This window comes from Bacillus sp. USDA818B3_A (assembly GCF_009928415.1).
Classification (GTDB): Bacteria; Bacillota; Bacilli; order Bacillales; family Cytobacillaceae; genus Neobacillus.
The window spans coordinates 230,407-243,801 of the sequence record NZ_JAABNN010000006.1; the positions used below are offsets into that span (position 1 = coordinate 230,407).

At 35.3% G+C, this 13,395-nt stretch carries 14 protein-coding genes and 1 pseudogene; 9 read left to right on the top strand and 6 right to left on the bottom strand.

What is annotated here, in order from left to right:
- Positions 1-69 precede the first annotated feature (69 nt).
- On the bottom strand, positions 70-420 hold the full coding sequence (locus GXK58_RS13740; protein ID WP_160723699.1) for a VOC family protein: 351 nt from the start codon (positions 418-420) through the stop codon (positions 70-72).
- Between the two features lie 437 nt (positions 421-857).
- On the opposite strand from GXK58_RS13740, the gene GXK58_RS13745 reads away from it, so the two are divergent.
- Complete coding sequence (locus GXK58_RS13745; protein ID WP_160723700.1) at positions 858-1,052, top strand: DUF2187 family protein; 195 nt, start codon at positions 858-860, stop codon at positions 1,050-1,052.
- A 244-nt stretch (positions 1,053-1,296) separates the two neighbouring features.
- On the opposite strand, the pseudogene GXK58_RS13750 reads toward GXK58_RS13745, so the two are convergent.
- Positions 1,297-1,755 (bottom strand): annotated as a pseudogene (locus tag GXK58_RS13750) (GNAT family N-acetyltransferase); the annotation flags it as partial.
- A gap of 239 nt (positions 1,756-1,994) precedes the next feature.
- On the opposite strand from GXK58_RS13750, the gene GXK58_RS13755 reads away from it, so the two are divergent.
- The 6 genes from GXK58_RS13755 to GXK58_RS13780 all read left to right on the top strand — a co-directional run bounded on the left by GXK58_RS13755 (position 1,995) and on the right by GXK58_RS13780 (position 8,410).
- Complete coding sequence (locus GXK58_RS13755) at positions 1,995-2,195, top strand: cold-shock protein (protein WP_160723702.1); 201 nt, start codon at positions 1,995-1,997, stop codon at positions 2,193-2,195.
- Positions 2,196-2,474: 279 nt separating this feature from the next.
- Complete coding sequence (locus GXK58_RS13760) at positions 2,475-3,050, top strand: CBO0543 family protein (protein WP_160723703.1); 576 nt, start codon at positions 2,475-2,477, stop codon at positions 3,048-3,050.
- Between the two features lie 170 nt (positions 3,051-3,220).
- Complete coding sequence (locus tag GXK58_RS13765; protein WP_160723704.1) at positions 3,221-4,177, top strand: alpha/beta hydrolase; 957 nt, start codon at positions 3,221-3,223, stop codon at positions 4,175-4,177.
- A 291-nt stretch (positions 4,178-4,468) separates the two neighbouring features.
- Complete coding sequence (locus tag GXK58_RS13770) at positions 4,469-5,485, top strand: hypothetical protein (RefSeq protein WP_160723705.1); 1,017 nt, start codon at positions 4,469-4,471, stop codon at positions 5,483-5,485.
- A gap of 70 nt (positions 5,486-5,555) precedes the next feature.
- Positions 5,556-7,247 carry a spore germination protein gene (locus GXK58_RS13775; protein WP_160723706.1) on the top strand — a complete coding sequence of 564 codons (1,692 nt, stop codon included), beginning with the start codon at positions 5,556-5,558 and terminating at the stop codon, positions 7,245-7,247.
- Positions 7,244-8,410 carry a Ger(x)C family spore germination protein gene (locus GXK58_RS13780; RefSeq protein WP_160723707.1) on the top strand — a complete coding sequence of 389 codons (1,167 nt, stop codon included), beginning with the start codon at positions 7,244-7,246 and terminating at the stop codon, positions 8,408-8,410. Before GXK58_RS13775 ends, GXK58_RS13780 begins: the two co-directional genes overlap by 4 nt.
- Here the strand turns inward: GXK58_RS13780 and GXK58_RS27550 are convergent.
- A complete protein-coding gene (locus GXK58_RS27550) occupies positions 8,407-8,538 on the bottom strand; it encodes a hypothetical protein (protein WP_272928149.1) in 132 nt (43 codons plus the stop codon). The two genes, GXK58_RS13780 and GXK58_RS27550, sit on opposite strands and share 4 nt — an antisense overlap.
- Positions 8,538-9,641 (bottom strand): GerAB/ArcD/ProY family transporter, encoded by a 1,104-nt coding sequence (locus GXK58_RS13785; RefSeq protein ID WP_160723708.1) that lies wholly within the window; start codon positions 9,639-9,641, stop codon positions 8,538-8,540. Before GXK58_RS13785 ends, GXK58_RS27550 begins: the two co-directional genes overlap by 1 nt.
- Before the next feature lie 238 nt (positions 9,642-9,879).
- Here GXK58_RS13785 and GXK58_RS13790 point away from each other — a divergent pair, with 238 nt between their 5' ends.
- Entirely contained in the window at positions 9,880-10,752 is an 873-nt protein-coding gene (locus GXK58_RS13790; RefSeq protein WP_160723709.1) for an SPOR domain-containing protein, read from the top strand.
- A gap of 183 nt (positions 10,753-10,935) precedes the next feature.
- Here the strand turns inward: GXK58_RS13790 and GXK58_RS13795 are convergent, their stop codons facing one another.
- Positions 10,936-11,835 carry a DMT family transporter gene (locus GXK58_RS13795; RefSeq protein ID WP_160723710.1) on the bottom strand — a complete coding sequence of 300 codons (900 nt, stop codon included), beginning with the start codon at positions 11,833-11,835 and terminating at the stop codon, positions 10,936-10,938.
- Between the two features lie 216 nt (positions 11,836-12,051).
- Here GXK58_RS13795 and GXK58_RS13800 point away from each other — a divergent pair, with 216 nt between their 5' ends.
- Entirely contained in the window at positions 12,052-12,558 is a 507-nt protein-coding gene (locus GXK58_RS13800; RefSeq protein WP_237389664.1) for an NUDIX domain-containing protein, read from the top strand.
- 163 nt (positions 12,559-12,721) lie between these two features.
- On the opposite strand, the gene GXK58_RS13805 is transcribed toward GXK58_RS13800, so the two are convergent.
- Positions 12,722-13,309: a hypothetical protein gene (locus GXK58_RS13805; protein WP_160723712.1), complete on the bottom strand. Its 588-nt coding sequence runs from the start codon at positions 13,307-13,309 to the stop codon at positions 12,722-12,724.
- Between the last annotated feature and the right edge of the window lie 86 nt (positions 13,310-13,395).

Genomic DNA, 13,395 nt, shown 5'->3' on the forward strand with positions numbered 1-13,395 from the left:
CATTTTAAAAGAGTCTAACCAATTAGACTCTTTTAATTTGTTAACTAAGAAATCTTAGCTTAATAAGGTTTAACACTCACACACCATCAAATGATTGCCATCAGGGTCTTTAAAATTAAACCAATGATTATTCTCTATTCCTGTTGTTACTTCTACATTCTTTTCCCTCATATACTCGTAAGCAATCTCTATATTATTAGTATTAAAATGAAATAGTGGGGCTTTGAAAATATTTTCATCTGAATAAATTTTGCTATCTAATACGATCCCTGTTCCATTCATAGGTACGATAAACAAATGCCCAAATAATATTTCGCCTTCTGATGCTAAACCAAGTATGTCACAATACCAATTACGTGCCTCTTCTATATTTCTTACAGGAATAAAAACTGTACCGATTTGATTTAGTATAGGATTCATACATACCTCCAATAAATAACTATGTCGTTCTTCCTTGATCAACTAACCTTAGTTAAAAGGCGTTCCTGCCTATTATAGAAATTCAGCCTATTTATATTAACCACCATTCTTCGCAGTTAATAATTATCGACTGTTTCTATCACTTTTTGTGCAAATTTCTCTAGTTCCACATAATTAGGAGAATGAGCAGATTGTTCAAAAATGACCCATTCATTTCTTTCGCCTAGGTCATTCTACTTGATGTGTATATATTCTATTGAAATTAAAGGGATTCCTTCTTTCCTTGCTTATGATACTACATGGAGAGCAACTACTCAGTTACTCATATTAATAAGTTACAAGTGTGTTTTTCGCCGTATTTTTATCCTTTATTTAAATAAAGGGTTGCAATATTAGGTAATTTTCTGTAAATTATAGTTAAAAAAGGGTGAACGATCATGAATATTGCAGAGGTAAATGATCAGATTAGATCAAAAAAAGGAATTATCGGGATTGTAGAAAAGGTTTATGAAAACTCCGTAATAATAAAAATACATATAAATCCTACGGATATTTTTTACGAAAACAATGTAACCGTTATCAACCATAAAAACTACCAAGTTATTAAAAAAGCAGCATTACAATTACAATAAAAAGCTTGGGTAATAGTTTAAATTAATTTAAGCGCCAATAAGCAATGGATAGAAACGCCTTTATCGATAATTTCCAAGTTTATTGATAAAGGCTTTTTACTCATTAAACTACCTTTATTATATGAAAATAAAAGGTGCCTCAGCTACCTCCAGTTCATAGAATGGACTAAGCATTTTTGGTTTTTAACCATTCGTTTTCTAAAATACTCATCTCCCATAAACTCCAGTATTCATCACCATTTTATCTTGAATCTCGAAGTAAACCCTCTTTTATAAATCCTGCTTTTTCATAACAGGATATCGCAGGATCATTAAAGTCAAATACCCCAAGACTTACTCGATGGAGGTGAAGTTCATCAAATGCGATTTTAAGAATTTCCTTAATCATTTGCTGACCTATTCCTTTACCTCTTGTGTTTTTATCACCGACTAACACCTTTCCAACTCGTGCAGATTTGTTTTTTCTATCAATTTTCCCCAATGAAATATGACCAATAGTTTTATTAGTCTCATTATCAACTACTTTATATACCATCGTTTCTGCGTTTTCATTATTGGCATTCTCAATGTACTTTTCTAATTGAGTATCATTCAAGGGGTGATCAAACCCCGGACCTCCCCATTGAAGTAAAAATTCAGGTGAATCAATCCAATTGATAAGTTGTTTGAAATCAGAATGCTCAAAATACTTTATCTCTATCATAAGTACTCCTCCCAATTCTCTTTTTTTGTATATCTTAACACTTAATCCATTTATAGGCATGATTTTGAAATTCAATTTTTTGGAAGACTTGCAAATATTTTATTAAAATGTTACTATTTAAAAGAATTATTTTTGTTCGGTGTAAAGGATAGTATAAGGTTAACTTTTCGTCTTGATGATCACTGAGTGCAAGGATAGTAATACAATGTGTGCAAAGCACACAGCAGGAGGATATTTAAATGGAAAACGGTAAAGTAAAATGGTTTAACTCAGAAAAAGGTTTTGGATTCATCGAGCGTGAAGGTGGAGAAGACGTATTCGTACATTTCTCAGCTATCCAAGGTGAAGGTTTCAAAACTTTAGAAGAAGGTCAATCAGTGACTTTTGATGTTGAGCAAGGTCAACGTGGAGCTCAAGCAGCTAACGTTCGTAAAGCTTAATTTAAACCATCTATTAAAACAGACTCTATTTTAGGGTCTGTTTTTTTATTCCCTAGAAAAAAACAAACAAAAACCCTACTCACAAAATGAGTAGGGTACATGAAAACAAAAGTAAATCAAATGGTAGAACCATTGTAGCATATATTATGTAAATAGAATAATTTTATTTAAAAACCGTTACCCTCACTCCCCTATTTGCTCGTTAAGATTATAACTTTTATCACAATGTTAAATATTTATCAGTATAATGCTAATACTATTTTTAGCTGAGGTGATGAAATGACTGATCAACAAAATAAAAGATTCAATGACATATTATCCGAACAAGATCATGTTGTTAATAGGTGGGTCGAATACTGGAAAGATTACTCTACTTGGGAGACATGGCAATTCTGGGCAATCCTTATTATGTTGGTACTGCCCCTTATTGTACTCTACTTTACGATTGACAGAAGGAATGCATTTAAGATTGGATTTTATGGATTTAATATACATGTCTGGTTCAACTACTCCGATTCGATCGCCATGAGAACTGCCCATGTATCCTATCCTTATCAAGTAATACCTCTCTTACCAGTTAACTTTGCATTAGATGCTTCATTAGTACCTGTCTCTTTTATGTTGTTATATCAATGGTGTTTAAAACACGACAAGAATGTTTATCTATACGGAATCTTATTAAGTGCGTTTTTTTCCTTTATTTTAAAACCTATATTAGTTTCCATCAATATAATGAAACTAAATCATGGCATGAGCTATTTTAATCTATTCCTTAACTATATACTTATTTTATTTATAGCAAATGTAATTACAAAGGTTTTCGAACATTTAAAAATGCAGACAGTGAATAAATAAGAAGGTTTTAAAAAACCTTCTCTCCTTTTAATAACTTGAAAAACTTTCAGAATATTCCGTTGACAATATTATCATAACTACTTACAATTTATTTGTGATGCATTTTCACAATTATACTACTTAGAATATAACTCACTTTTTGAAACCGATTACAAAAGGGAGTGTTAAGTATGAAAAAACGAGTAAACCCAGAATTACTGCCAGCATTAGAAATGTTCCAAGACCTTGATTTGCGGCCAGAGTATTTGCCAGCTATTAGAGAGGGTATGGCTCAAATGAGGGTGCCTGCCAATGTAGATGAGTCCATTTCATTAACCGATGAAGTGATTGCAGGTCCCGATGCTAATCCACTCCCCTTACGAATTTATCGCCCAAAACTAAATAATGAAACGTTGCCTGTTTTGTTATGGATTCATGGCGGCGGTTATATCATAGGGACAGCACAAGATGATGATGATCTTTGTGCAAATTTCGTTAAAGAAGCAGGCTGTGCAGTCGTTTCTGTTGATTACCGTTTAGCCCCAGAGCATCCTTATCCGGCTCCCATTGAGGATTGTTATGCGGCATTAAAATGGATTGCCGATCATGCGGAGTCATTAAACATTGATTTAAACCGAATTGGTGTTGCTGGAGCTAGTGCTGGCGGCGGTCTTACAGCCGCATTAACATTGTTAGCACGTGATCGCCAATATCCATCTATCTCTTTCCAAATGCCACTCTATCCAATGATTGATGACCGAAACAATACTCCTTCCAGCAATGAAATTAAAGAAGGTCTTGTTTGGAATCAAAAGACAAATGACGCGGGCTGGAGAATGTATTTAGGTGATTTATTTGGAACGGACGATATCCCTTCCTATGCAGCCCCTGCTCGTGCAGAGGATTATAGTAATTTACCATATACGTACACATGTGTGGGTCAATTAGATCCTTTCCGTAGTGAAACGCTAACCTATGTGTCTAAACTTGCTGAAGCGGGTGTGGATGTCGAATTCCATTTATACCCTGGAGCCTATCATGGGTTTGAAAGTATTAGCCCTGATGCTGCCCTATCCATTCGTGCTAAAAATGAATATATACAAGCGGTTAAGAATTGTTTCGAAAGAGTCGCAATGGTAAAGGCTTAACCTATTAATATGAATAAACTCTCATAAATCAGTAGATTTGTGAGGGTTTTTTACTTTTTACTCTCAAATATAAAATTTACTTCAATTTGAAGAAAATTTATTTATTCTAACTTTCCGGAAATTAGGTAATTAAAGCCATTTTGAGGACCGTAGGATATAATAATGGTATGATAATTTAATAATACTATTGATACGGTGATAATGATGTTTTATTTATGGATCATGTTTTTTCTTTTTATTTGCATTATTGTATTTTTCTTTTTTAAAAAGGTATATATTAGAACCTCCACCATGGCCATTGTTATGGCAATCGGCATTTTTACCCAGGGCGTTCTGCTAAACTATTTTGGAGCTGATTTATTTCAACACAGTCTTGGAAAAACGCTCAGTATTATGAATCTTTCAATATGGTTTGCTTTTATTCTATCTTTTTTCATTGCCTTATTTGACGGGAAATTTAAAGACATTCATTATTCCAATCCGATCAACCGGTTTGGGATGGGAACATGGGTTGCCGGTACATCAATCTGCGGAATTTTGTTTTTTAAACAATTTTCTAAATGGGGATATATTTCCGAAATCATTGCCTTGACCAATATCGTCTTATGGGTGATTTATATCGCAATCAGTTTAAAAACGTTAGTTGAAATTTATCGTACCAAATCCTACAGGAATGTACACGGAATCTTACTGCTAACAACCGTTAGCACACAATCGAATGTCCTGTTATTTAACACAGTTTTCAAAGGGTTTCCAACCATTCTAAACCTCTCCCTACTTAGTATTGGGTTTTGTCTCTATATCATTTGTTTTTTCTTTATTATTAAAAGATACATAAAAAGCTCTTGGTCGATTGAAGAGGATTGGAACAATACGAACTGCATTTTACATGGTGCGCTATCCATTTCAGGGATCGCCTGTTTAGTCGCAGGCATTATCAATATGGATAGTATTCGATATATTTGGAGAGCAGCCTTTCTTATTTTTTTAATAGTGGAATCCATTGAAATGTATCGTTTCTTTAGACGCATTAAACACTATGGTTTTAAAAATGGAATTTTCATTTATGATGTCACACAGTGGAGCCGGATATTTACCTTTGCCATGTTTTATACTTTTACATCGCTCTTTCATACCCACTTATTTATCGGATCTTTTGTGATCGATCCCATCTTAAATATGGGTGTGTGGATCATTATCCTCCTTCTTATCATTGAATTAATGTTAGGTTTAAGATTTATGATAGAAACATATAAAAAATCATCTACAGAATATACGCAAAAAAACAAAGCAACCTCCCCTTTTTAAGCGGGAGGTTGTTTTTCGAAAAAAATTACTTTTGGTTTCATTCCTCTGATCAGCACAGGAGTTTCGAAAAATGAAAATAGTATCAGATGACAAAAGAATGATTTCTATCTGTTTACAAATAATAACAAAAAGGAATTCATTAAAAACTGAAAGAGGAAAACCTATGCGAAGCTTGTTTCAATCTTTTAAAAAAATCCTTCCTCAAAATCTAACCCCTAAGCCCAATGAGCAGGTAATCTTAACTGAAAAATATATTGAAAATAAATTAGCAGAAAACCTTTCTTTATTAAAACATGTTTTTGGAAAAACGGATGATATCCTTTATAGAGAGTTTGAATTTTTGAACCATAAATCATATAAGGTTTTTATTTGTTATTTAGATGGAATCGTGAATGAAGATTATATCAATTTAAATATATTAAAGCCGTTAATGGAGCCCAACTCTTTATCTCAACACTTTGATCAAAGCAGTTTACTTACCATAATAAGAAATAGGATTCTTCACACGGCTGATATTCAAGAGCTAAAAATGATAGATCAAGTTATTGACAGTGTCATGACCGGAAAGACGGTCCTTTTTATAGATGGATTTGATTCAGCACTCGCGATGAGTACTCAAGGTTTCGAAACAAGGAATGTTAGCGAGCCTGATACTGAATCAAGTGTACGAGGATCTCGCGAAGGTTTTAATGAAGTGCTAAAGGTCAATACTGCATTAATTCGCAGAAAAATTAACAACCACCATTTAAAGTTTGAAAATATTAAGCTTGGCAAACAGACCAAGACAAGTATTCGTATAGGCTACATCGAAGGGATCGCCAATCAAAAGGTTGTGGACGAGGTACGTACCCGGCTTGAGCAAATCAATGTGGATTCCATATTGGAATCAGGATATGTAGAACAATTTATCGAGGACAGCCCTTTTTCGATTTTTCCAACTGTGGGAAATAGCGAGAAACCTGATAAAGTTGCTTCAAAATTACTAGAAGGCAGAGTGGCGATACTGTGTGATGGTACACCCTTTGTCTTGACCGTTCCCTTTCTACTTATAGAGGGATTCCAAGTAGGAGAGGACTATTACTCCCGGCCTTATTTATCCTCCCTCATTCGATTATTAAGATTATTAGCGCTATTTATTGCTGTTGCGGCCACGCCCTTTTATGTCGCCCTTACCACTTATCATCAAGAAATGGTTCCTTCACTATTGCTGGCTACAATGGCTGCCGGGGAAGAACGTGTCCCCTTCCCCATTTTTATTGAAACCTTGTTAATGGAAATCACCTTTCAACTTCTGAGAGAGGCAGGAGTAAGGATGCCTAGGCCTGTAGGTTCTGCGATTAGCATTGTTGGGGCCTTAGTTATTGGAGAAGGAGCCGTTCAAGCAGGTTTGGTCAGCTCGGCCATGGTAATCGTTATCGCCATTACAGGGATTGCCGGGTTTGTGGTACCTGCATTTAATGACGCAATTATTTTATCGAGAATTCTTTTGTTGATATTAGCAGGCGCATTGGGTTTATTTGGGATATTAATGGGTTTTATGATTATTCTGGGCCATATATGTTCTCTTAGGTCTTTTGGAACTCCCTATTTAACACCTCAGGCGCCTATTATTTGGAGTGAATGGAAGGATTCGATTATTCGCCTGCCGATTTGGCTTTTTAATTCACGGCCGCAATCCATCACTTGGGAGAACACGAAAAGATCCGGATTTGGAAACAAGCCCAGTATTCCCAAAAAAGATGAAGGAGAGGGTCAAACATGAAAAAGGCGGTTTTCTGTTGTACTTGCTTATTGCTATTGACAGGTTGCTGGGACAGAACGGAATTAAAGGATTTGGGAATCGTAATGGGTGTTGCCGTTGATAAAGATCCTGATACCGGGGAATTTATTGTTTCCACACAAATGTTAAGACCTGGGGCAATAAGTACTCAAATGCCCAGTACCGAAAAGCCCGTTGAAAAAGTGGTTACATCGGGAAAGACCATTTTTGAAGCCATACGGAAATCCAATCTAGAATTCGACAGAAAAGGATTTTACGCTCACACCAAAGTGATCGTAATCGGGGAAAACCTGGCAAAAGAAGGTCTTCTGCCAGTACTTGACTTTTTTCAGCGCGGGAAGGAAATACGGGGCTATGTGTTCGTGTGTATTGCAAAAAATGCACAAGCAGGTGAAATTCTGGGAATAGAAACAGGAGGGATTCAAAACATCCCTGCCGTCCGAATAAGAGATATGATTGAGGACACGAGATTCCAGTTAAAAGGAGCCAAAATCAATCTGCTTAATTTTTATAAAGAATCGATTGGAAGCGGAATTGAACCCGTAGTCGGGGTGTTAAAACTTGAGAAAGACAAATTTTCAAAAAAGCATATAAAAATGTCCGGTGGAGCTGTTTTTAATAAGGATCAATTAGTTGGTTATTTAAATGAACATCAGACCATCGGCTATCGATGGTGCAAAAGTGAAGTAGAATCGGGAGCGGTATCCATCCCCTCCCCTGTAAATGGAAACCTATATGAATCGGTTGAAGTGAAAAATGCCAACACAAGCATTAAGCCAACAGTGAAAGGGAAAGAAATCTCATTTACCATAAACGTGGAAGGTGAAGGGAGTATCACCGAACAGGAAGTGATGACATCACTTGAAGACAATACAAAAAAACTTGAACATATGAAGAAGACTGAAGAAAAAATGAAAAAGCAAATCGAAAAAGATATCAAATTAGCAATCGAAAAAGCACAAAAAGAATTCCATTCTGATATATTTGGATTTGGAAGAGCTTTAAACAAAGAAGAACCAAAAGTATGGAATGAAGTAAAAAAAGATTGGAATGATCGGTTTGCTGAAGTCCCTTATACGGTCAATGTTCATTTTAAAATCAACTCTACCGGATTAATGCGGGGACCATTCCAAGCCAAAAATTAACGCTTAAACATTAACGTAAACAGATGGACAGCAATCAACAAGAGAAAGATTAAAATAAACATGGAACTTCCTATTATTATGAAGTTACTTAGTAGATCAGCTTTGCTGATTAATTCAAGGATTACCATCACTCTTTCTCCTCTTTTCCTGAGATGATTACTTTTTTCTTTAGAAAAATAACCATTAATAATAAGATGCTCATAAGGTTGATCATACCCATTATATTGGTGTGAACCTCAAAACCAAGCCAGCGGTGATGGGGTAAATTTTCAAAGCGCATATTACTGAAAATCGGAAAGATCAGTCCTAAAACAAGAATCACCCATCTTATATTTTTGATTTTAAATATCCAAGTAAGAGCAAGGACACCGCCGTAAAAATGCAAACTCATTTTGTAAAATCCGCCGATAAACATAATTAAAACGGCTAATAAGTCTAAATTCGTGAAGAAGTTAGCGATGTTAATAGATAGGATCGTTTGCAATAATGGAATTTCCGTATTTGCTGTAAGATCTGGCCCCAAAATAGCAATCATGATAATGAGTGAAAAGATAATTAAGAATGTTGAAAGCACCACTGCTAGATAGGTGATTTTTCGAATGCCCTCCTGCTTATTTACAAAATGCCAAAACATAATAAAAACTACGAGCTCCCCAAAAGGGAATACCACAACGTCGAATAGGGTTTTCCCTAAAAGCGGTTTCATTCCATTGCCTAAAATAGGAAGTAACCCATTGATATCAAATTGACCTGAAAACATGGTAAAAATATAAATGCTCACTAGAAAAATAATAAAAACTGGCAATAAAATTTCTCCGGTTCTTGCTAAAACTTCAAAACCTAACGATAGGATATAGATCGATACCAGCATAAAAAAATAAAGGATAACAAGAATAGGTGTCATTGGCAGCGCCGTCATTTTAATGAGTGCCCCAAATTCATAAAAATTGTAACTGGCACCGTCCAAAAAATAAGCTGCGTAAATGAACAACAATGGAATGGCTAATTTTCTCCCTACAGCCTTATTAAGTATTTCGGAAAAATCTTGTTCAGGACAAATTCTTGGGAATTGTGTATATACCCAAATCAGACCTGTGCCGATAAAGAATGCTAGTAAAACCACCAGCCAAGCATCCTGTTTAGCACCGATTCCTAGTGCAAAAAGGGTTGTACTTCCCACTTCAAATAACATAATGAGCATAAATAGTTGAATTTTGGTGATTTGAATCATTCTTTTTTTGCCACCTCGAGTTTTGATAAGAAATGATTCTAAGAAGGAAAAAGAAATAGAACATTCAATAAACTATTTTAGACAAAGAAGTTTTTGATTAAACGTTGGCATCATGACCTTAATATAACTTCGTCTTGAAATATGAATATGCCCATTTTTTGCTTATCAAGCATAATTGGGCTTATTTATCAGAATCGAATTTGTCATTACCTCGTCAAATTATATGAGGTGATAATAAATGAAAATAGTTAAACGGATCTTGCAGGTTGTCCTTTGCACGGTGTTGATGGGGTCGGTATTTTATTTCGGCAATGACAAGGCTGCTGCTGAGGATATTTATATAACGATCAAGAAAGGAGAAACCTTATACAGCATATCGAAAAAATACAATATTTCCGTAGAAGAACTAAAGAAATACAACCAATTAACAAGCAACAAGATTATTGCTGGTCAAGAATTAATCATACCAGATTTGGAACAAACCAAACCATTGTATGTCGTCGTCGCTGGTTCTTTTAGCAAGAAAGCAAATGCAGAAAAGCGTGTAACTCTTTTGAAAAAGAAAGGAATTGAAGCGGTCGTTGTGAAGAAAGTCATAAACGGTAAAAGCTTATACCGTGTTCAGGCCGGGGCTTTTTCGAGTAAATCAAAAGCGGAGAAAATGAAAACGAAGCTAAAGACTAACGGGATAAAAGATACTTTCCTTTTAACTGAGAAGCCTCTTCATATTAATGGAATCACGTTAGGCTCTTCCTACAAACAGCTTGTTCAAACTTTCGGGCAGCCATCAAAAACCCAGGACGATAAGAATACCAAGTCTCTTTATTATAAAAATGACGGTGCTGGTGTTCGTGTAACATTCAATGCTTCAAATGATTCCATTCAACAGTTGCAGGTGTACCCGGAATTTTTAAAAACACCTTCCGTTCCCACTGAAAAAAGCGAAATCCTCAAGCTGTATGGAGACCCAAATGATGTAAAGTTCGTTGCCTGCTATGAAAGTGCCAAATGTGAACAAATCGTATATAAATTTAACAAAAATCAATTAATTGTACAGATTGACCGTGATGGAAAGACCGTGCAATATTTGGATTTGAGAAAAACTAAATAATAAGTATGAATGGTAACTAGTGTTCTAAGATTATTAAAGCAAAAAGGGATCATTATAATCGATTCAATAATTAAGCTCGTTAAACCTAAAAAGGAATAGTCCCCTTCATAGAGGGCTATTCCTTTTTGACTATATTCCAATTTCATTGTTAAAACGATTACATGCATAAACTAATGATTGCTATTAATGGATCTGTGCTTTTACCTTTTGTGGTTTAAGATTTATATTTACAAGACAAATACTAAAAACAATGAATAAAAGTCCAATTACCAATTTAATAGTTATAGATTCATGTAACAGAAAAGAACTGCAAATAATCGCAATTAACGGAATGAGAAAAGTATAAGAACCAACTTTACTGGCTTCACCCGAACCTACCAATGTAAAGAAAGTAAGCCATCCAAAAGCAATGACAAAGATTGAAATAAAAAGTAAATTAGATATAAATGGTAAGGTCCATTGAATACTTGACCAGTTTTCAAAGCCTGAACCCACACAAGATAAAAAGATTCCGCCAATAATTAATTGAAGGGTCACCATCCATAAGGAATCAACACGATTACTGGTTTTCTTTACAAATACGGTCCCTAATCCCCAACCAATCGCCGAACCTATGGCAAGAACAATGCCAATCACCGAAATATCCCCGGTAAAACCTCCGGAGCTTATGACAGCTACTCCCGCAAAGCCAAGAATTAAACCGATGATTTTTAATCCATACATGGATTCTCCCAACCAAATCCAACAAAAAATCCCAAGCAAAACTGGCTCGATAAACACAATGGCGGAAAATAGGCCGGCTGGCATATAGCCCAACCCCACTGTTTGGAGACCATAAAACATAATAATGTTTAAAAATGCTGAAATGATGTAAAAATGCCAGGTTTCCTTTAAACGAAGCTGCTTATATCTTGGTAATGCAAAAATCAGCAAGACGAGCCCGCCTAGTAAAGTTCTTATGCCAGCGAACAATAATGGAGGTGAATAGGTAAGTGCCATTTTTGATAACGGCCAATTGATCCCCCACACAACAACAAGAAAAGCAAGTAATAAAACCGTTCTTGTTCGCGAAATTTTACTCATGGTCGCCCCCCCTAGATGTTAAGTACCTTAACAATGATACGTATTTTATGAAAAAAAACAATCGTTTTGCTCTCTCGTAAAAAAATGATTATGGTAAAGGATATAAATGAATTATGTCGAAATTGATTATTATACGATGTTTGGAAGAAGAAAGGATGGGCGAATTTGTCAGCAAATTTCTGTTTAAAATGTGGTACTGGCCTGGAGTTTCGTGATATGGACGGAACAATGAGAAAGGCATGTCCCCGTTGTGATTTTATATTCTGGGGTGACTTTAGCATTGGGGTTGGAGCATTAGTTATTAAGGATGAAAAGTTCCTGTTAGTGAAACGAGCGCATAATCCTGGAAAAGGATACTGGACGAATCCAGGCGGATATATAGAACAATTGGAAACGATTGAAGATACGATTATCCGTGAGGTTGAGGAAGAATCAGGAATTAAAGCAAAAGTAAAAGGAATTGTTGCGGTTCGGGATCTTCCACGTAACATTCATAATCTTTATGTTGCTTTTGCAATGGAATATATCGATGGAATTCCAAGACCAGATGGTGTGGAGTCCGATGAAGCAGGGTTTTATAGTTTAGAAGAAATAGAATCGATGAATGTAGCTCCCTTCACGCGATGGCTTATACAAGTTGCTTATCATGGAGAAAATAAAGGCCTATTGAAGGATATTAATCCAGTAGTACCTATCAAAGATAGTATTCTCTTTAAAGTTTAATAAAAATCCCTAAGCTGCTACACCCGACTCAAATATCTTTACCTCTATAAAGAGACCATGATCAAACTGTCATGATCTCTTTTCATTTATAAAGTTTCAAGATAAAGAGAAAAGCCGGAAATATCACAAAACAGGATAAACATATCTTTTTAGCTGATATTTCTTAAATTTGAGTTAATTTATCCGTATTAAGCTCGTCTAGAATTTGATTAGAATAGGTTTCGCAATAATGCATGACAGTATCAATGACGACCCTTGAAGAATATTCCAAGAAATTGACCATAAAGTCTCTATTATTCGGCTGCAGGAATGCCACTATGAATTGAACGAGCATGTCGTTAACAAGTTTAGTATGGAAAAAAAAGCTTTCTGCATGGATTACTTGTTCTTCAATGGTTGAGCCTTTATAAACTAATTCCTTAAACCTAGGCATATTTTCTGCTAAAAAATTTGAATCTTTGACTTGCCTTGGAACATTTACCATAATAGATTGGAAACTTTCATGAGAGAAAAACTCTTCTTCTTCAATACACCGCATTAAAAAAGAGATGGCAGTATTTGTATTTGCATATTGAAAGGTAACATTTATTAAAAGTGACTCTAGATACTCTTCCTCAGAACCCGCACTTTCTCTTATTTGTACTAGTACCTTTTTAATCCCTTCTTGCAATTCATGCTTATCCCACTGGGGCTGCCTCATTAAAGCGCTAACAATACCTGCTGTATTTTTTGATAACAATTCCATTGACAATGTGTTCTTCTCCTCTACTTGGTTATTCTTATGTAAACAATGCCCACGATATATAAAACCCAAAGTAGGCTATCTTCTACCACCAT

Coding starts and splice junctions, on each gene's coding strand:
- GXK58_RS13740 (WP_160723699.1), bottom strand. CDS start 420: ATGAATCCTATACTAAATCAAATCGGTACAGTTTTTATTCCTGTAAGA.
- GXK58_RS13745 (WP_160723700.1), top strand. CDS start 858: ATGAATATTGCAGAGGTAAATGATCAGATTAGATCAAAAAAAGGAATT.
- GXK58_RS13755 (WP_160723702.1), top strand. CDS start 1,995: ATGGAAAACGGTAAAGTAAAATGGTTTAACTCAGAAAAAGGTTTTGGA.
- GXK58_RS13760 (WP_160723703.1), top strand. CDS start 2,475: ATGACTGATCAACAAAATAAAAGATTCAATGACATATTATCCGAACAA.
- GXK58_RS13765 (WP_160723704.1), top strand. CDS start 3,221: ATGAAAAAACGAGTAAACCCAGAATTACTGCCAGCATTAGAAATGTTC.
- GXK58_RS13770 (WP_160723705.1), top strand. CDS start 4,469: ATGGCCATTGTTATGGCAATCGGCATTTTTACCCAGGGCGTTCTGCTA.
- GXK58_RS13775 (WP_160723706.1), top strand. CDS start 5,556: ATGAAAATAGTATCAGATGACAAAAGAATGATTTCTATCTGTTTACAA.
- GXK58_RS13780 (WP_160723707.1), top strand. CDS start 7,244: ATGAAAAAGGCGGTTTTCTGTTGTACTTGCTTATTGCTATTGACAGGT.
- GXK58_RS27550 (WP_272928149.1), bottom strand. CDS start 8,538: ATGGTAATCCTTGAATTAATCAGCAAAGCTGATCTACTAAGTAACTTC.
- GXK58_RS13785 (WP_160723708.1), bottom strand. CDS start 9,641: ATGATTCAAATCACCAAAATTCAACTATTTATGCTCATTATGTTATTT.
- GXK58_RS13790 (WP_160723709.1), top strand. CDS start 9,880: ATGAAAATAGTTAAACGGATCTTGCAGGTTGTCCTTTGCACGGTGTTG.
- GXK58_RS13795 (WP_160723710.1), bottom strand. CDS start 11,835: ATGAGTAAAATTTCGCGAACAAGAACGGTTTTATTACTTGCTTTTCTT.
- GXK58_RS13800 (WP_237389664.1), top strand. CDS start 12,052: ATGGACGGAACAATGAGAAAGGCATGTCCCCGTTGTGATTTTATATTC.